The organism is Achromobacter sp. 18P8.1.1 (assembly GCF_057799415.1).
This window is the reverse complement of record NZ_JBYOKH010000012.1, coordinates 39297-57503: the sequence shown is the minus strand read 5'-3', so window position 1 is coordinate 57503 and position 18207 is coordinate 39297. Positions and strand designations below refer to the sequence as shown.

At 66.7% G+C, this 18207-nt stretch carries 16 protein-coding genes; 4 read left to right on the top strand and 12 right to left on the bottom strand.

Annotated features, from left to right (window positions below; genetic code table 11):
• Positions 1–24: 24 nt before the first annotated feature.
• From AC27VE_RS10370 to AC27VE_RS10345, 6 genes are all read right to left on the bottom strand, one after another.
• Positions 25–462, bottom strand: a complete 438-nt coding sequence (locus AC27VE_RS10370; RefSeq protein ID WP_488703781.1) for an energy transducer TonB family protein — start codon at positions 460–462, stop codon at positions 25–27.
• A gap of 79 nt (positions 463–541) precedes the next feature.
• Positions 542–1891 (bottom strand): four-carbon acid sugar kinase family protein, encoded by a 1350-nt coding sequence (locus tag AC27VE_RS10365; RefSeq protein ID WP_488703780.1) that lies wholly within the window; start codon positions 1889–1891, stop codon positions 542–544.
• Complete coding sequence (locus tag AC27VE_RS10360) at positions 1888–3165, bottom strand: ribulose-bisphosphate carboxylase large subunit family protein (RefSeq protein ID WP_035213339.1); 1278 nt, start codon at positions 3163–3165, stop codon at positions 1888–1890. Before AC27VE_RS10360 ends, AC27VE_RS10365 begins: the two co-directional genes overlap by 4 nt.
• A 37-nt stretch (positions 3166–3202) precedes the next feature.
• Entirely contained in the window at positions 3203–3742 is a 540-nt protein-coding gene (locus tag AC27VE_RS10355) for a VOC family protein (RefSeq protein WP_006225238.1), read from the bottom strand.
• A 71-nt stretch (positions 3743–3813) separates the two neighbouring features.
• Positions 3814–5694: a TRAP transporter large permease gene (locus AC27VE_RS10350; RefSeq protein WP_006225237.1), complete on the bottom strand. Its 1881-nt coding sequence runs from the start codon at positions 5692–5694 to the stop codon at positions 3814–3816.
• A 9-nt stretch (positions 5695–5703) separates the two neighbouring features.
• Positions 5704–6723 (bottom strand): TRAP transporter substrate-binding protein, encoded by a 1020-nt coding sequence (locus AC27VE_RS10345; RefSeq protein ID WP_006225236.1) that lies wholly within the window; start codon positions 6721–6723, stop codon positions 5704–5706.
• Positions 6724–6835: 112 nt separating this feature from the next.
• Here AC27VE_RS10345 and AC27VE_RS10340 point away from each other — a divergent pair, with 112 nt between their 5' ends.
• From AC27VE_RS10340 to AC27VE_RS10330, 3 genes are all read left to right on the top strand, one after another.
• A complete protein-coding gene (locus AC27VE_RS10340; protein WP_427959210.1) occupies positions 6836–7897 on the top strand; it encodes a LacI family DNA-binding transcriptional regulator in 1062 nt (353 codons plus the stop codon).
• Positions 7898–7995: 98 nt separating this feature from the next.
• Complete coding sequence (locus AC27VE_RS10335; protein ID WP_006225234.1) at positions 7996–8451, top strand: MarR family winged helix-turn-helix transcriptional regulator; 456 nt, start codon at positions 7996–7998, stop codon at positions 8449–8451.
• 110 nt (positions 8452–8561) lie between these two features.
• Entirely contained in the window at positions 8562–10094 is a 1533-nt protein-coding gene (locus AC27VE_RS10330; RefSeq protein WP_488703779.1) for an MFS transporter, read from the top strand.
• Positions 10095–10103: 9 nt separating this feature from the next.
• Here AC27VE_RS10330 and AC27VE_RS10325 read toward each other — a convergent pair whose 3' ends face one another.
• From AC27VE_RS10325 to AC27VE_RS10300, 6 genes are all read right to left on the bottom strand, one after another.
• Positions 10104–11390, bottom strand: coding sequence for a nitrate- and nitrite sensing domain-containing protein (locus AC27VE_RS10325; RefSeq protein ID WP_488703778.1), 1287 nt, complete (start codon positions 11388–11390; stop codon positions 10104–10106).
• Between the two features lie 6 nt (positions 11391–11396).
• On the bottom strand, positions 11397–11750 hold the full coding sequence (nirD, locus tag AC27VE_RS10320) for a nitrite reductase small subunit NirD (protein ID WP_088591175.1): 354 nt from the start codon (positions 11748–11750) through the stop codon (positions 11397–11399).
• Entirely contained in the window at positions 11750–14311 is a 2562-nt protein-coding gene (gene nirB, locus AC27VE_RS10315; RefSeq protein ID WP_488703777.1) for a nitrite reductase large subunit NirB, read from the bottom strand. The genes nirD and nirB overlap by 1 nt, the downstream gene beginning before the upstream one ends.
• Positions 14312–14641: 330 nt before the next feature.
• Complete coding sequence (locus tag AC27VE_RS10310; RefSeq protein ID WP_488703776.1) at positions 14642–15121, bottom strand: VOC family protein; 480 nt, start codon at positions 15119–15121, stop codon at positions 14642–14644.
• A gap of 72 nt (positions 15122–15193) precedes the next feature.
• Entirely contained in the window at positions 15194–15322 is a 129-nt protein-coding gene (locus tag AC27VE_RS10305) for a hypothetical protein (protein ID WP_272938474.1), read from the bottom strand.
• A gap of 127 nt (positions 15323–15449) precedes the next feature.
• Positions 15450–16337 carry a LysR family transcriptional regulator gene (locus AC27VE_RS10300; protein WP_488703819.1) on the bottom strand — a complete coding sequence of 296 codons (888 nt, stop codon included), beginning with the start codon at positions 16335–16337 and terminating at the stop codon, positions 15450–15452.
• Positions 16338–16527: 190 nt separating this feature from the next.
• Here AC27VE_RS10300 and AC27VE_RS10295 point away from each other — a divergent pair, with 190 nt between their 5' ends.
• On the top strand, positions 16528–18147 hold the full coding sequence (locus AC27VE_RS10295) for a GMC family oxidoreductase (protein WP_488703775.1): 1620 nt from the start codon (positions 16528–16530) through the stop codon (positions 18145–18147).
• Positions 18148–18207: the final 60 nt, after the last annotated feature.

Here is an 18207-nt window from a genome sequence, read left to right as displayed (position 1 = left end):
CGCATGGGCACAAGAGGCCTTGGATCAGTCCGGCGCGTTCTTGCGGGTTTGCTTCACGAGAGGCGGCGGCGACGGCGGGGGAGCGATGTCGCTTTTCTCTACAACGTAACGCACGGGCAGCATGACGATTTGCTTGTCGGGCGCCATGTCAGGGGTGAAGGCGGGCAGTTTGCCCCCGCGCCGGATCATGGCGAGCGTCGCATTGTCTACCGCGACGTTGCCCGAGGATCGAGCCAGGGTCACGGTGTCGATGACGCCGCTGGGCAGGATGACGATGCGCACCTGGACGTTCAGGTCCGCGGCCGCCTCGTGGATCTGTGGGGGCGCCTCGATCTTGCGTTGCAGCTGCTGGCGGATGGCGGTGTGCCATTCTGCCTGCGTGGTCAAGGTGCTGGCGAGCAAAGGCAAGGGCAGGCACAGGGCGAGGGCGGCGATAAGAGATGCGCGGAACCGCCAAGACATGAGGGGATCTCCTGGGTGGGGGCCGTCCGGCCATCCGCCGGACAAATCCCGGCCAGCATAACCGACGACCGCTCGCGCCTTATGCCGTGCCCGTGGCCAGATCGTCGAACAGCTGGTCGCCGCCCATCTGGCCGCCCTTGAGCATCAGTTCGACGCCATCGATGACCGGATCGTCGCTGCGGGCGACGCTGACGGTGACCCCTGGCGCCAATACGCGATGGAAGGCCAGCCCCCACAACCCCAACGCCAGCGTGGCCTGGCTGGAAGTATCGCCGCCGGCGATGCCAATGCGTGACAGCCGCTTGCCCGCTTGGGCGCTGGCCGCGACGATCGACGCCGCAAGTTGCGCGGTGCCGCTTGCCGTGGCGGCCGCCTGTTGGGCGGTGACGGCTTGCGCGGGGCGGTCGGTGTGGACCAGCACGTTGCGCCCTTCGGCCAGCAACGAGGCAGCCTGCCGCACCTGCTGCGCGGCGTAGTCCGGGTCGTCCAGCAGTCGCTGGACCTGTAGCGGCTGGCGCGTGTATTGCTGGCACGCGGCGATCTGCCGGGCCGTGACGGGCGACAGGCTGCCGGCCACGATCAGGACAGGTCCCGCCGCAGGCGCCAAGGGGGCGGCGGGGGCGCTCGCGCGGCTGGGCGCGTGGGCGCGGGCCAGCGCTTGCTGCACGCTGCTGGGCCCGACCGCCAGCAGCGGCACGCAGGCGGCCGCGCGCCAGATCAGGCGGCCGATGATGGGTAATTGCTCATCGTCGATCACGTCGAACAACACGGGGCCGTCGGAGGTGTCGATGATGCTGTCGATCCAGTCCTCCACGCCGGGGGCGTCGGCAGCTTGCCGCAGGCGCGGGTAGGCGGTGTGCGGCACCGAACGGATGTCGGCCACCCCTTGGGCCGCCAGATGCAGGCGCAGGTCGGCCTCGTGCATGGGCGTGACGGGGTGCTGGCTCATGACAGGATGGCGGTCGATCCGGTGAATCTCGGGCGCACTGCCCGCGCGGGCGAACAGTTGGGCGAAGCTGCAATAGCGCCCGATGCCGGGTTGTCCGCCGACGATGGGCACAAGCGGGTTCGGCATGTGGCGGCGCAGTTCGCGGATGGCGACGCCGATACTGCCGACGTGCGGCGCGCTGTCGAAGGTGGAACAGCATTTGTAGTGCAGCACGCGAGCGCCGGTGCCGGCCATGAAGCGGCCGACGGCGCGCAGCTCGGCTTCCATCTGATCGGGCGCCATGGCGCGCGCGGCGCCCGCGATGCCCAAGGCGTCCAACGGACCCGCGCGGCGCAGTTGTTCAGGCGTGGGCACGCCCAGGAACAGCAGGCTGCGCAGGCCCGCGCGGGCCACTTCGGCCAGCGTGTCGGTTGCGCCCGTGAAGTCGTCGCCGTACCAGCAGACGCGCGGTGCGGACGTGCCGTCTTCGGCGCCAGTCATGCGCGGTTTCCGAAGAAGGCCAGGGCGCGTTGCAGTTCCGGCGCATGCCGCGCGAAGTCTTCCAGCGACTGCCCTTCGCGCACGGCCTGCCAAGCCTGGCGGATGCTCTGCACGCCGGCGGCGGGGCCGTCCGGATGGGCCAGGATGCCGCCGCCCGACATGAACATCAGGTCGTCGGTGCGTACCGCCGACCACGTGGCGGGGACGGTGCCGGCCCATTGGCCGGACGAGAACGCCGGCATGACGGGGTCGTCGATGCCCAGCGTCAGCGACGCGAGGCAATCGCGCGCGGACTCGACGACTTCGCGGTCGTCCTGGGCGAATTTGCCCTGCAAGCCGTGCACGTGCATATGGTCCACGCCCGCCAGCCGCCACAGCGTCTGGTAAGCCTGGAAATCCATGCCCAGCAGTGGCGCGCGGGACAGGGCGCCATAGCCGTTGCGATGGCCGTGCAGGGCCAGCGGCGTGCTGCGTCGCAGGGTCTGGATCGCCGAGAAGCCGCACCAGTTCAGGCTAGCCATGACGCAGGTGCCTTCTTCGCGTTCGATCAGGTCCGCGTGGCGGCGCATGGCGTCGGTCTCGTCGCTGATGTTGAAGGCCACCATGACTTGCCGGCCCGTGCGTTCGCGGTGCGCCCGCACCACCGCCATGACGGCGGCCACGCGCTGCGCCAGCGGGGCATGCGCGGGGTTGGCGCAGACCTCGTCGTCCTTGATGAAGTCCACGCCCGCCGCGCACAGCTGTGCCACCAGATGCGCGGTCTGTTCGGGCGACAGCCCGACATTGGGCTTGATGATGGTGCCCACCAGCGGCCCGGTCGCAACGCCGGTCAGTTGGCGCGTGCCGGCGATGCCGACTTGCGGCATGTCGAACTGGGCGCGGTAGTTGGCGGGCAGCTCCAGGCTTTCCAGGCGCAGGCCGGTGACTTCGCCCAGGTCGTACAGGTTGCCGCCGACGGTTGCCGCCAAGGTCGCCAGGTTGGCGCCCACGTTGGCGACGGGGAAGGCGATGCGGACGCGGGCCCGCTGGTACTGCCCGGGCATGCCACCCGCCTGCCGCGCCAGCCAGGCGTTGGGCAGGCTGGGCGTGGCGACGGATTCCAACAGTTCGACGGACTCCACGCGCGCTCTTGCGCGGGCGCGCAGTTCGTCGGTTTCGCCCTGCACGCGGGTGAACGTGCCGCAGGACTGCTCGCCTGCCATGACCTCCGCGACCCGGGCGGGGTCCATCGGCGTTTCGATCAGGTAGGTAGCGCTAAACAATTGGGAATTCATGGTGGCGGGCGGCAAGCGGTGTCGGGGCGGGGGGCTTTTACAGGCGGCTCAGGTCGGGGAACGGACGGACCGGATCCTTGCCGTCCCAGTCGGTGGCGCTGTTGCGGATCAGGTCGAACAGGCGGCCTTTGGGGCCAGCCACTTCGGACAGTTCGATCACCGTGCCGGGGTGGTATTCGGTGTCGAAATAGATGAAGCGGCCTTTTTCGCCGACTTCGCCGCTCATCTTGGGCTTGAAGCCCTGGGCCAGCAGGCGTTCCAGATCGGCGTCGTAGTTTTCGGTCCAGTACGCCACGTGCTGCAAACCGGTGCGGCCCGCCTGCAGGAAGTCGCGGTACATGGACGGCACGTCGTTGCGGGTCTGGATCAGTTCGACCTGCACGAAGCCCGAGTTGGCCAGCGCCACCGAGTTGTGCGGTTCGTGGCTGACGCCGTCGTACTGGTAATTCACGATCGGCACGCGCGGGTTGTAGTACCAGGGGCCCACGCCCAGCGTGGTGCTCCAGTAGTCCATGGCGGCTTCGATGTCGTGCACCACATAACCGAGTTGGCGGATTTCGCCCAGGAAACGACTCATGATGGATCTTTATGAAAAGGTGGCTGAATAGGCGAGGCGTGCGGCAGGCGTCGGACGCCCGCCGCGTCGCGTCACAGGAAACCGATCGAGAACCAGGGGAAAGCGGCGACGACAATCAACCCGACCAGCAGCGCGGCGATGTAGCCCCAGATCGGGCCGATGCCCTCGTTGGGGTCGACGCGGCTGATGGCGCAGGCGCCGTAGTAGCCCACTCCGAAGGGCGGCGCGAACAGGCCGATGCCCATGGCGAAGATGACGACCATCGCGTAGTGCACTTCATGCACGCCGGCCTGCACCGCGATCGGGAACAGCAGCGGCCCGAACAGCACGATGGCGGGAATGCCTTCCAAGACGCTGCCCAGGATGATGAAGGCGACGATGGACACGGCCAGGAAACCGTAGCTGCCGCCGGGCATGCCGGCCATCAGGCGGGCCAGGTCGCCCGAAAAGCCCGATTGCGTCAGCGCCCATGCCATGGCGGTGGCGCAGCCCACGATCAGCATGATGGCGCCGGACAGCGAGGCCGTTTCGATCAGCATGGGCCGCAAGCGCGCCCAGTCGAAACGCCGGTAGATCAGGATGCCGATCACGGCGGAATACACGATGCCGATGGTCGATACTTCGGTGGCCGTGGCCACCCCTTCAACGACCGCGGCGCGGATCACGAAGGGCAGGGCGACGGCGGGCAGGGCGATGACGAAGAAGCGGCCGATTTCCTTCGCGCTGAAACGTTGCGCCAGGCTCAGGTCTTCCTTGCGGTAGCGCCACCACACCACCGAACACAGCGCCAGCCCCAGCACCACCGCGGGCAAGAGACCGCCCGTGAACAGCGCGGCGATGGACACGCCGGTGACCGACCCGATCGTGATCAGCACGATGGACGGCGGAATGGTCTCGGTCTGCGCGCCCGTGGCCGACAGCAGCGCCACCAGGTCGCCCGGCTTGGCGCCGCGCTTTTGCATTTCCGGGAACAGCACGGGCGCGATGGCCGCCATGTCGGCGATCTTCGAGCCCGAGATGCCCGACACCAGGTACATGGCGCCGATCAACACATAGGACAGGCCGCCGCGCACGTGCCCCAGCATGCTGGCCAGGAACTGGATCATGGCGCGCGCCATGCCCGTCATCTCGATCAGCGAGCCCAGGAAGATGAAGAGCGGCACCGCCAGCAGCATCAGGTGCGACATGCCTTCGTCCAGCCGGCCGACCATGACCTCCATCGGCGTATTGGTGGTCAGCGCCAGATACGAAAACGTCGCCAGCGCGAACGAGAACGCGATGGGCACGCCCGAGAACACGGTGGCGGCCACGATGCCGACGAAAAAGATCACCAGGTTGATCTTGCCCAGCCCCTTGAAGAGCGGCTGCGCCAACCAGAACACGGCTACCACCACGGCCACCCCCACCAGCGCCATCAGCACTTGCGGCAGCGGCTGGGTGCGCAACAGGCGCAGCACGGCCACCACGGCCATCAAGCCCATGCCCACCGGAATGGCTGACGCGCGCCACGCGTTGCTGAGTTCCAGCGCCGGCGTGATGATGAAGTGTTCTTCGTGGGCGTACTCGATGGCGGGCGCCAGGATCAGGATCAAAAACGCCAGCGACGCGGCCAGCGCCACGGTTTCCAGCTGCGCGCGGCGCGCCGGGCTGACGTTGTTGACCAGCGCCGTCATGCGCATGTGCTCGCCGCGCCGCAGGGCCACGACGGCGCCCAGCATCGACAGCCACAGGAACAGAATGGAGGCGAGCTCGTCGGACCAGACCAGCGGGCTATGGAACGCGTAGCGTGCGACCACGCCGGCGAACAGCACGAAGATCTCGATCAGCACGATGGCGGCGGCGGCGTGCTCGACGACACAGCCCAGCGCGCTGTCCAGCGCGCCGGCGGCCCGGCGCAGGGGATTGGCCGGCAGCACCGGGGCCGCGGCGTGGGGGGCGGACAGGGAGGACATGGCGCGACCTCAGGCCAGCTTGCCGACGCTTTGTTCCAGCAGCGACCAGGCTTCGTTGCCGAAACGGCCTTGCCATTCCTTGTAGAAGCCGGCGGTGCGCAACTGTTCGCGGAAGCTGTCGGCGGCCGGCTGGTTGAAGAGCAGACCCTTGGCTTCCAGGTCGGACTGCACCGAGGCGTTGAGCTTCTTGATGTCTTCGCGTTGCGCCAGGCCGGCTTCGTTGATGCCGCGCGCGACGATCGTCTTCAAGTCTTCCGGCAGGCCTTCCCACATGCGGCCGTTGGCGATGAACCAGTAGCCGTCCCAGATGTGATTGGTCAGCGAGCAGTACTTCTGCACTTCGTAGAGTTTGGCGACCTGGATGATGGGCAACGGGTTTTCCTGCGCGTCCACCACCTTGGTCTGCAACGACGAATACACCTCGCTGAACTGCAGGCTGGCGGGCGCGGCGCCCAGGCCTTTGAACATGGAGATCGGCAGCGAACTGACCGGCACGCGGATCTTCAGGCCATTCATGTCGGCGGCGGACGCAACAGGCGCCTTGCTGCTGGTCGTCTGGCGAAAGCCGTTGTCCCACATCTTTTCAAACGCGTAGAGCTTGCGCTGCGCGATGGCGGCGCGTACGTGCGCGCCCAGCGCGCCGTCCATGGCGCCCCAGACCTGGTTGTAGTCCTTGAAGGCGAAGCCGACGGCGTTGATGGCGGCCACCGGCACCAGCGTGGCGATGACCAGCGCCGATGGCGTGAAGAAGTCGATGCCGCCCGAGCGCACTTGCGCCAGCATGTCGGTGTCGCCGCCCAGCTGATTATTCGGGAAGATCTTGATGTCCACGCGGCCGTTGCTTTCCTTCAGGATGCGTTCGGCGGCTTCCTGGGCGCGGATGTTCAGCGGATGCGTGACCGGCAGGTTGTTGCCGTATTTCAGCGTGTAGTCGGCGGCGCGCGCAATCAGCGGGAATCCGCCCGCCAGGGCCACGGCGGGAACGGCGCAAAGGCGGCGCAGGGCACTGCGGCGTGTCAGCAGCTTCATGGTTGTCTCCATAATCGTATTTATGATGTTTTTTGATGTGCCACAAAAACGCCAATCCCATGCGGCAGTGTGGACAATAGTGAATAGGCGGTAATATCGTCAAACCTTATTCATGATGGTTTTTGATGTGAATAAAACTGCTCCCGAACGCAAGCTCGCCCGCCTGGCCGACGTAGCCGCGCGCGCCGGCGTGTCCACCGCCACGGCCGACCGCGTGCTGAACCGCCGGCCCGGGGTGCGCGCCAATACTGCGCAAAAGGTCTTCAAGGCCGCCATCGAACTGGATTACCTGCCCGAACAGGAACTGGGTGCGGCGGCCCCGGCCGAACCGATGCGGCTGGTGTTCCTGCTGCCGCGCGGCAGCAACCGCTACCTGCGCATGCTGGGCGACACCGTCAGCTATGCGCACGAGCACTTCGGGCCGCTGAATGCCAAGTGCCAGATCGAATACGTGGAAAGCTTCAACCCCGACGCCCTGGCGCAGGCGCTGGCCAAGCACGGCAAGCGCGCCGACGGCATCGCCTTCATGGCGCTGGAGCACCCGGTGGTGCGCGAAGCCGTCAACACCCTGGCGCAGCAGGGCGTGCCGACGGTCACGCTGATTTCTGATCTGGCCAACAGCGCGCGCACGGCCTATGTGGGGCTGGACAACCGCGCCGCGGGCCGCACGGCCGGCTACCTGATCGCGCGCTTCATCGGGTCGCGCGCGGCGCATGTGGCGCTGATCGCCGGTTCGCGCCACTACCGCGCCCACGAAGAGCGCGAAAGCGGTTTTCTGCAGTTGTACGCCGAGCAGTTCCAGGCCATGCAGGTGGTGGACCTGCGTGAAGGCTATGACGATGCCCAACGCAACTACGAACAGACGCGCCAGTTGCTGGAGCAATATCCCAATCTGGCGGGCATCTACAACATCGGCGGCGCGTCCGACGGCGTGGCGCGGGCGTTGAAAGAGGCGGGCCAGCAGCACCGGGTAGTGTTCATCGGCCACGGCTTGACGCCTGACACCCGGTCCTTGCTGATCGACGGCACGATGGACGCCGTCATCACGCAAAGCCCGATGGAGGCGCTGATGAGCTGCGTGCGCATCTTCTGCAACCTGCGCGACAAGCGCAGCCCGATGAACGGCGTGGAATTGGCGCGCAGCCAGGTGATTTTCCGCGAGAACCTGCCGTAGTCCGTGCGGGGTCCCGCATGCGTACATTTATTGCTTGCGTTTTAACTGCCTAGGCAGATAAAATTCGCCAATCGACCTCTATCGGCCTGAAGGCAACCATGTCTCCCGTCAAACCTACCGTGCTGGACCGTTTCCATACCGGCGAACTCGGCTTCATGGTGACGTCGGTGCGCAACAGCATCCACGAGGCCCTGGAACGCGAATTGGCCCCGTTCGAACTCACGACGCCGCAGTACGTGGTGCTGAACTGCCTGGCCAAGGGCTGGGGCCGCACGCTTAGCGACTTTTGCCGGGTGCTGGCGTACGACTCGGGCGCCATGACCCGGCTGCTGGACCGCATCGTGGCCAAGGGCTTCATTCGCCGCGTGGAAAACGAAGCCGACCGGCGCAGCTATCTGATCGAACTGACCGAACAGGGGCAGGCCGCGTTGCCGCAAGCGCTTGCCGCGGCCGAGGTCGCCATGCAGCGTCTGTTGGCCGGGTTTTCGGAAGGCGATGCCGAGACCTTGCACAAGCTGTTGTCGCGCTTGCTCGTCAATGCTGCAGCGGACTGACATTACGGGCTGACATCGCCGGCTGATAACGCCAGCCGCTTTTTTTTTATTATTTAACTGCCTAGGCATATACAGCCTGGGCATAGACAAACGTTTACGGTACCGCCGCCATGAGTCCTACCCACCCCCCGGTTCCGCCTGCCTTGCTGATGACGATCGGTGCGCTGACCTTCGTCGATTTCCTGCAGAACGGCATGGTCACGTTTGCCGCCGCACCGATCATGGGCGAGATCGGTGCCAGTCCAGAGGAATACACAACGGTTGCAGTCATCTACGCCTGCGTCGCCGTGGTGCTGATTGCGTTGCAGGGGTGGCTGGTGCATCACCTGGGTTTGCGCCGCTACCTGCTGGCCTCGCTGGGCGCCGCGGGGGTAGGTGCCGTGGTGTGCGCCTTGTCGCTCAGCGAAGCGGGATTTCTGCTGGGCAGGGTGCTGATGGCTACGGGGTGCGCTGCCATGCTGACTTCGTCGCGGCTGACGGTGAACCTGATCCCGCCGGGCCCTGCGCGTTTCCAGGGCATCAAGGCGCTGGCCACTGGGCTGTGCACGGGTACGGCGCTGGCGCCCTGGCTGGCGTCTCTGGCGGTCGAGCATGACGGCTGGCCGCTGATGTTCTGGCTGGTGGCGGTGCTGTCGGTGCTGGCGATGATCCCGGTCGCTTTGTCCATGCCGGGCAAGGGAGGCGGCGCGACGGTGGCCGGGCAGGCGCGCCTGGCGCCGATCGCCGCGCTGGGGCTGGGCAGCTTCCTGGTGTTGCATGCCTTGCAGCGGTCCTATTACGACTTCTTCAGCGACCGCCATCTGCTTGTGCTGTTCGCGTTGGGGGGGCTGGCCGCGCTGGCGTATTTCGTGTGGTCGGAAACGCGCACGGGTGCGCCGCTGCTCAAGCTGGGCGGGATGAAAGAGGTGCGCTTCCTGAGTGGCCTGGCGCTCTTCATGTTCTGCTATCTGATGCTGGGCGCCAACGGCTATCTGGTGCCCCTGATGTTGCAGCGCGCGCTGGGCCATTCCTGGGCCAACACGGGCGTGTTCTTTGCGATGGGGCTGGGCGCGGGCGTGCTGACGTTTGCGGTGATGTCGCAGTTGCTTGCCCGCTGGCCGTCGCCGCGCAAGTTCTTCGTGGCGGGGTTCCTGGCGCTGGCGGCGTTCGGCGTCCTGATGTCGCGCCTGTCGCCCACGGCGGACGCCTGGACGGACGTGTTGCCCGCGCTGGCCTGCTACGGCGTGTTTATCATGATCGTCATGCCTGCCACTGCCATGAACACCTTCGCGGGGCTGACCCACGACCCCGCCGTCTTCGCCCATGCGCAGCAGGTGAAGAACATGTTGGCGCAGGTGGGACAGGCGCTCGGCATCATGCTGGCGACCGTGGGGCAGCAGTGGCTGACGTCCGAGCACTACAACGTGCTGCAAGAAAGCATCGCCACGGGCAACGCCAATTTTGAAGCGGCCAAGGCACAGCTCAGCAGCGTGTACGCCACGGTGGCGGATCCCGCGCAGGCGCAGCAGATGGCCATGGCCCATATCTCGCAAATGCTGAATCAGCAATCGGTGCTGTTGGCGAATCTGGATCATTTCCGGGTGCTGGCCGTGCTGGCGGTGGCCGGGGTCCTGGTCAGCCTGACGCAGCGGGTGTTCCGGTAGGCTCGCGCGTCAATTGCCGCCTAACTGGCCGCCTGACTGACCGCCCAATTGGCCGATCACCTGGCGCGCCACGTCCGCCAGCGCCAGGCCGGCGTCCATCGCGGCGCGTTGCAGGCGTTCATGCGCGGCTTGCTCGGTCAGGCCGTAATGGCTGATCAGCAGCAGCTTGGCGCGGTCGATGCGCTTTTTTTCGTCCAGCGCGCCGCGCACGGCGTTCAACGCGTCGTCGGTACGCTGCAGGCGCAGCGTCTGTTCACGCATCATGTCCAGGATCGACCGCTCCAATTCACTGCCCACGCCGTCCGGGGGCGGCGTATCGACGACGCGGCTTTGCACGCTGTACAGCATGCTGGGCGCGCGGCCGCTGGCATGGTCGGCATAGCGGCTTAGCAGCAGGCGGCGGTCGTTCAGCTCTTGGCGGGTTTCGGCGATGCGCCGGTTGCATTGCTGGGCCAATGCTTCGGCCAGCAGGCTTTCGACGTCGCGCATGGCATCGATGCGCGCCGTGCTCAGGTTGAACCACAGCTCGGCCAGGGCGCCATCCACGCGTTGTTCGCTGGAGGTGTGCTGCGCCATGTCGCGCATGCGCTGCACGGGCGGGTCTTGCTGCTGGAGTTCGGCCCAGCATTGCAGCGCGGTGCCTTCCGCATAGTGGGCATAGGTATCGAAGCTGCGCCGCTGGTTGGCGGCCAGGCCCAGCATGCGCGCTTTCTGGGTGTCGGTGAAATATCCGGCGGTAAAGCCCGTCACGCCGCAGGCGCGTTCCTGGCCGCTCAATTCCTTGCCCTGCATGAAGTTCAGCAGCGCCACCAGGATGCGGGTAACGCCTGGATCCAGCGCCGAATCGGCCGCTTCGAAGACCACGGCCAGCAGGCTGCCGATCACCTGGGTGAAGCGCGAGTCGGCATCCTCGACGGGCACGGATCGGTCGCGGACGTGCCGGCGCAGCGCGGGAAGCTCATCCAGGCGGAACAGGGCGAAGGCGATGCAGTTGAGCAGGCGCGCGCGGCCGCTGCCCTGCGTGCTGTCGGCGGCTTCGCCGTCCAGGAACTGGCGTGCCTGCGCCTCGACGCTTGCGGCGTCCTGGCTTAGTCCGGCCAGGGTGGGTTGCAGGCGGCCCGGCGGGCTGCACAGCGTCAGGTTGGAGTAACCGCGCTCTTTTTGCAGCGCGTGCACGAGCGCACTGATGCGCACCACCAATTCGCAGGTGCCCGCCAGGGCCTCCAGGCCCTGGAGTTCACTGCGCCGGGCGGCCAGCAGGAAGCGCAACGGCGGCGGCAGGTGGCGTTCGGTCATGGCGGGTCAGGCGATTTCCACGGCGTCGCCGGCAAAGCGCGCTTGCCAGGTGCGCAGCTGCTGCTCGGGAAACTGCACGCAGCTGCCGTCGGCCAGCCGGAAGTGTTGCTTGTAGAGCGGCGAGGCCACCACCAGTTCGCCACCGATATGACCGACCAGACCGCGGCCGATGACGTTTGCGCCCGATTTCGGATCGCGGTTTTCGATGGCGTACAAGTCGGGGCCTTCGGCGCCGGGCAGGTAGAACAAGGCGATCTGTTCGCCATCCACCAGCACGACAACGCCGGACTGGGCTACCAGATCCTGCCGCGTGCAGACGGGACGCCAGGAGCGGGAAGGGGCGAGGGCGGGAGCGTTCATCAGGCGATTTCCTCTGCGATGGGGATGACGCGCGCGGATGCGCGCGCCGGGGCAGGGCGGGGCTGGCCGCGTTCCTCGACGAACTGGATGTCGGGGTCGCCGCCGCGATCGTTCACGAAGGTGCGGAAGCGCTTGAGTTTTTCCGGGTCGTTCAGCGCGTTGGCCCACTCGCATTCGTAGCGGTCCACCACCAGTTGCATCTGGGCGTCCAGTTCCGCGCACAGACCCAGGCTGTCGTTCAGCACCACGTCCTTCAGATAGTCCAGGCCGCCTTCCAGCGATTCACGCCAGACGGAGGTGCGCTGCAGCTTGTCGGCCGTGCGGATGTAGAACATCAGCACGCGGTCGATGGTGCGGATCAGCGCGGCGTCATCCAGATCAGTGGCGAACAGCTCGGCGTGGCGCGGGCGCATGCCGCCGTTGCCGCACACGTACAGGTTCCAGCCGTTTTCGGTGGCGATCACGCCGATGTCCTTGCTTTGCGCTTCGGCGCATTCGCGGGTGCAGCCCGATACCGCGAACTTCAGCTTGTGCGGCGAACGCAAGCCCTTGTAGCGGTGTTCGATATCCAGCGCCATCTGCACGCTGTCCTGCACGCCATAGCGGCACCAGGTGCTGCCCACGCAAGACTTCACGGTGCGGGTGGACTTGCCGTAGGCGTGCCCGGTCTCGAAGCCGGCGGCGATCAGCTCGGCCCAGATGTCGGGCAGTTCATGCAGTTGCGCGCCGAAGAGGTCGATGCGCTGGCCGCCTGTGATCTTGGTGTAGAGCTTGTACTTCTTGGCCACCGCGCCGATCGCGATCAGGCCGTCGGGCGTGATCTCGCCGGCGGGAATGCGCGGCACCACCGAATACGTGCCGTTCTTCTGCATGTTTGCCATGAAGGTGTCGTTGGTGTCTTGCAGCGGCACCAGGTGCGGGTCCTGGATGGGACGGTTCCAGCACGACGCCAGGATGGAGCCGACCGCAGGCTTGCAGATGTCGCAACCTACGTGCCCCTTGCCATGGCTGGCCAGCAGGGCCTCGAAGGTTTCGACGCCGCCCACGCGCACGATGGCGTACAGCTCCTGGCGGGTGTAGGAGAAATGCTCGCACAGGCTTTTGTCCACGGCGACCCCGCGGCTGGCCAGTTCGTGTTCCACCACCTGCTTGAGCAGGCTGGCGCAGCCGCCGCAGCCCGAGGCCGCTTTCGTGCAGCGTTTGACGCTGGCCAGATCGGTGCAGCCGCCGTCGATGGCGGCGCTGACCGCGCCTTTGCTGACGTTGTGACAGGAGCAGAGGGTGGCAGTCGCCGGCAGCGCATCCACGCCCAGCGCGGGCGCGGCCTGGCCCAGCGGCAAGATCAGGCTGGCGGGATCGGCCGGCGGCGCGATGCCGTTCTGCACATACTGCAGCAGGGTGTCGTAATAGCGGTTGTCGCCCACCAGCACCGCGCCCAGAACGCGCTTGCCGTCGGCCGACACTACCAGCCGGCGGTAGCTGGACCCGGCCTCGTCGATGTAGCGGTAGCTGCGCGCGCCCGGCGTCGTGCCGTGCGCGTCGCCGATGGACCCGACGTCCACCCCCAGCAATTTCAGCTTGGTCGACATGTCGGCGCCCGAGAACGCTTGTTCCGGCGCGTCGCAGAGATCGGCCGCAACGATGCGCGCCATCTGATAACCCGGCGCCACCAGCCCGAACACGCTGCCGTTCCAGGCCGCGCATTCGCCGATGGCGTAGATGCGGTCGTCGCTGCTGCGGCAGCGGTCGTCGATGGCCACGCCGCCGCGTTCGGCCAGCGCCAGCCCGGCCTGGCGTGCCAGCGTCACTTGCGGGCGAATTCCGGCCGAGAACACGATCAAATCGGTTTCCAGCGGCTCGCCTTCGGCAAAGCGCATGCGGTAGCGGTAGCGCGTGCCAGGTTTGATGTCCTGCGTGGCGCGCGACAAGTGCACGCCCACGCCCAGCGCCTCGATCCGGGCGCGCAACGCGGCGCCGCCGGCGTCGTCCAGCTGCACCGGCATCAGGCGCGGCGCGAATTCCACCACATGGGCTTCCAGGTTCAGCGATTTCAACGCATTGGCGGCCTCCAGCCCCAGCAGCCCGCCGCCCACGACCACGCCGCGCCGCGCGCCGCTGGCCGCCGCGCGGATCAGGTCCAGGTCGTCGATCGTGCGGTACACCAGCCGGGACGCGCCCTCGGCGCCGGCGATCGGGGGAACGAAGGGGTAAGAGCCGGTGGCCAGCACCAGCTTGTCATAGGCGAGGCGGCCCGTCGCTGTCACGATTTCCCCGGCCTGGCGGTCGATTTCCAGCACCGGCTCGCCCAGGTGCAGCGTCAGCCCATCCTGTGTATAGAACTCGGCCCCGCTCATCGCCATCGACTCGGCGTCCCGCCCGTTCAGGTATTCGGACAGATGCACGCGGTCGTAGGCGCGGCGGGTTTCTTCGCCGTAGACGTGGATGCGATAGCGTGCCAGCGCGCCGCGGGCGATCAGCTGCTCGACGCAATGGTGCCCCACCATGCCGTTGCCGATCACGACCAGGGTCTGCAAGGAATCGGAAGTGGCCGCTGCTTTCATGAAGTTCCCCAGGCTTGGATACGTGAATCAAAAAGGCAAAAGGCGCCCTGGACCTTGCGGTCGGGGCGCCTTTGCCGGAACTGCTCGAGTTGTGCTGCGGGCCTTGCGGCCTGCATGGACACTTAAGCAAGGTCCGTGCCAGCGAAATGCAATAGGCCTGGGTGGGCGGATTTTGTCCGCGTTTTCATAGGGGCACGCGGCAGGAAAGCGCGGTGATGCGACCAAGCGGCAGGACGGCCCGGCGCGCAGTCATGCGTCAAACCGGTGCAGGGTGGGGTGCACGCCGCACCGGTTTGGCGCGATGCCTGCCGCGCTGACTTGCGTGACGGGTCAGCCGCGCAGCGCCGCCTCGATCGCGCTGATGTCGATCTTGCCCATGGTCATCATGGCTTCGAACGCGCGCTTGGCGGCGGCGGGGTCCGGGTCGATGATCGCGGCGGACAGGATGCGCGGGGTGATCTGCCATGACAGTCCCCACTTGTCCTGGCACCAGCCGCAGACGTTTGCACTGCCGCCGTTTTCGATGATCGCGGTCCACAGGCGGTCGGTCTCTTCCTGGTCGTCGGTCGCGACCTGGAACGAAAAGGCCTGGTTGTGCTGGACGCCGGGGCCGCCATTCAGGCCCAGGCACGGTATGCCCATGACCGTGAATTCGACAGTCAGGATGTCGCCTTGCTTACCCGCCGGATAGTCGCCGGGGGCACGGTGGACCGCCTTGACGGCGCTGTCCGGAAACGTCTTGGCGTAGAACGTCGCGGCCTCCAGCGCATCGCCGTCGTACCAGAGGCAAATCGTATTTTTACTGAGCATCGTGTGTCTCCTGAGGTTGAACTGCTGCTGGCAGGCCCTTCCGTTCGGCAGACACGCTTGGGCTTGCCGTCGTCAGCCCGCCAGCACTTGCTCCAACTCGGCCTTCAGCGACCTGGCCGCTTGCGGCGCCCTTGCCAGGCCCGACTGTGCGAAGGCGCGCGCACGGTCGGCTTCGCCCAGGTGCAGGGCGATACGTGCCATGTGCGGCGTCTTGGCGGGGTGAATCTGGTCGGGGTCCGCCAAGAATGGGACATTATTGAACTTCCGCCGCGCCCGGGTCGTGCGCAAAATCGTGACATTTGAAACGGGAATGGATGCAGCAGCGCCGTCAGGCGAACGCCGCCTGCACAGCGTCGAAGGCGGCGGCCACCAGCGGGTCGTCCCGACGCGCGGTCTGGGTGACGAAAGACAGCTCTGCCTGGATGGCCAGCCCCTTCACCAGCAGCAGCCCGTTGGCCTGGGACTCCCGCAACGCGATGGAATCCCGCGCTAGCGACAAGCCCACCCCCGACCGCACCAGGTCCAGCATGGACGCTTCCTGGTCCACTTCGGCCACCGCGTTGGGGGTGAGCCCCAGCGAATCGAACTTGTCCGTCAGCAGGCGGTGGTGCACGGAATCAGGCGGTGTCCAGATCCACGGCAGCGCCGCAATTTCGGCCCAGCCGCGCCCGGTCACCTGCGCGCCCCAGCCTTTTGGGGCCACCACGTAATAGGCGAACGACGCCAGCGGCAGCGCTTGCAGGCCCGGCTGGCCGGCGGCAGGCGCCGGCGGACCCAGGCAAAAGCCCACGTCCAGGTCGCCGGCGCGCACCTGCCGGCCGACCGACCCCGACATGCCGTGGCGCAGGGTGGGCCGGATTTTCGGGTAATGCTCAACCAGGTATTGCAGGGTGGCGCCCAGCCGCAGGAATTCCGGATCCAGGATGGTGCCGATGCGCAGTTCGCCTTGCACGGTATCGCGCAGGGCGCCGATGGCCCGCCGGAAGTCGTCCAGCGCATCCAGCACGCGTTGCGCCGACGGCAGCAACGCCCGTCCGTCTGCATTCGGCGCCAGACCTTGCGCGGTGCGCGAGAACAGGGTCAGGTCCAGGGATTCCTGGAAGTTCTTCAGTTGCAGGCTCAGCGCGGGCTGGGTCAGATGCAGGTGCTCGGCCGCGCGCGTCAGATTGCCTTCGCGCGCCACGGCGGCAAAGGTCCGGATGTGCTTGAGGTCCATGGCGGTGTCCGGAAAGGGGGTATGCATTATTAAAGATGCTTATAAAGCGTTTTTCAACATTTCATTGGACAGTTCCGGGCCGCTGCGCCAGAGTCACGCCAGATGCCCGGCGCGCGTCCAGACGCTGCAGCCGGGTCGGCTCACCGTGGCGGCAGCCCCAAAAGCGCCGCTACCCAGATAAGAAGAGCTTATGGAGACATACGACATCATCATCGTGGGCGCGGGGTCGGCCGGCTGCGTGCTGGCCAACCGCCTGAGCCAGGACCCGGGCACCCGGGTGCTGCTGCTGGAGGCCGGCGGGCGCGATAACTACCACTGGATCCACATCCCGGTGGGATACCTGTATTGCATCGGCAACCCACGCACGGACTGGATGTACCGCACGGTCAAGGAACCCGGGCTGGGTGGCCGTTCGCTGATCTACCCTCGGGGCCGGGTGCTGGGTGGATGCTCGTCCATCAACGGCATGATCTACATGCGCGGCCAGCGTGAAGACTACGAAGACTGGGCCGCGCTTTCGGGCGACCCGGCCTGGGGCTGGGATCAGGTGCTGCCAGTCTTCAAGCGCAGCGAGGACTATCACCGCGGCGCCGACGAATTCCACGGCGCCGGGGGCGAGTGGCGCGTCGAGTCCCAACGCTTGCGCTGGGACATCCTGGAAGCCTTTGCCAGCGCGGCGGAGCAAGAAGGCATTCCGCGCGTGCAGGACTTCAACCGGGGCGACAACTTCGGCAGCGGCTACTTCGAAGTGAACCAGCGGCGCGGCTGGCGGTGGAACACGTCCAAAGCGTTTCTGCGCCCGGTGGTCAAACGCCCGAACCTGCATGTGATGACGGGCGCGCAGGCCGAGCAACTGGTGTTCGAGGGCAAGCGCTGCGTCGGCGTGCAACTGCGGCGCGGCGGCCAAAGCCTGACCGTGCGCGCGACGCGCGAAGTGGTGATGGCGGCGGGGGCGGTGAACACGCCTCATCTGCTGGAGCTGTCGGGCATCGGAGAACCCGCCCGGCTGCGTGAAAGCGGCATCGCGCTGCGCCATGCCTTGCCCGGCGTGGGCGAGAACCTGCAAGACCACCTGCAGCTGCGGGTCATCATCAAGGTCAACGGAGTCAAGACGCTGAACCGGATTGCCTCGTCGTGGCTGGGAAAGACGGGCATCGGCCTGGAGTATCTGCTGAAACGCAGCGGGCCGATGAGCATGGCGCCGTCCCAACTGGGGGCGTTCGCCAAGTCCGACCCCGGGCAGTCGCGCGCCAACGTGGAATTCCACGTGCAGCCGCTGTCGTTGGGTGCTTTCGGTGAACCGCTGCACGACTTCGACGCCTTCACGGCCAGCGTGTGCAATTTGCGGCCGACGTCGCGCGGCAGCATCCATGCGCAGGGCCCGGCCGGTACGCCGGAAGCTGCGACGCCGGTCATCGCCGCCAACTACCTCAGTACGGAAGCGGATATCCAGGTGGCCGCCGATTCGATCCGGCTGGTGCGCCGCATTACGGCGGCCCCGGCCTTGCAGCGCTATCAGCCGCAGGAATGGCTGCCCGGCCCGGCTTACCAGACAGACGCGCAATTGCGCGAAGCGGCCGGCAAGATTGGCACCACCATCTTCCATCCGGTAGGCACCTGCGCAATGGGCAAGGACGCCGACAGCGGCGCGGTGGTCGACGCGCGGCTGCGGGTCTTCGGACTGGAGGGCCTGCGCATCGCCGACGCGTCGGTCATGCCGCTGATCACGTCGGGCAACACCAATTCACCGACCATCATGATCGCGGAGCGGGCGGCAGACATGATCCGCGAAGATGCCGGTAGGGGATGAGGGAACGGTTTAATAAGGCACAAGAAAAACGGGAACCGCGAGGTTCCCGTTTTTCTTGGT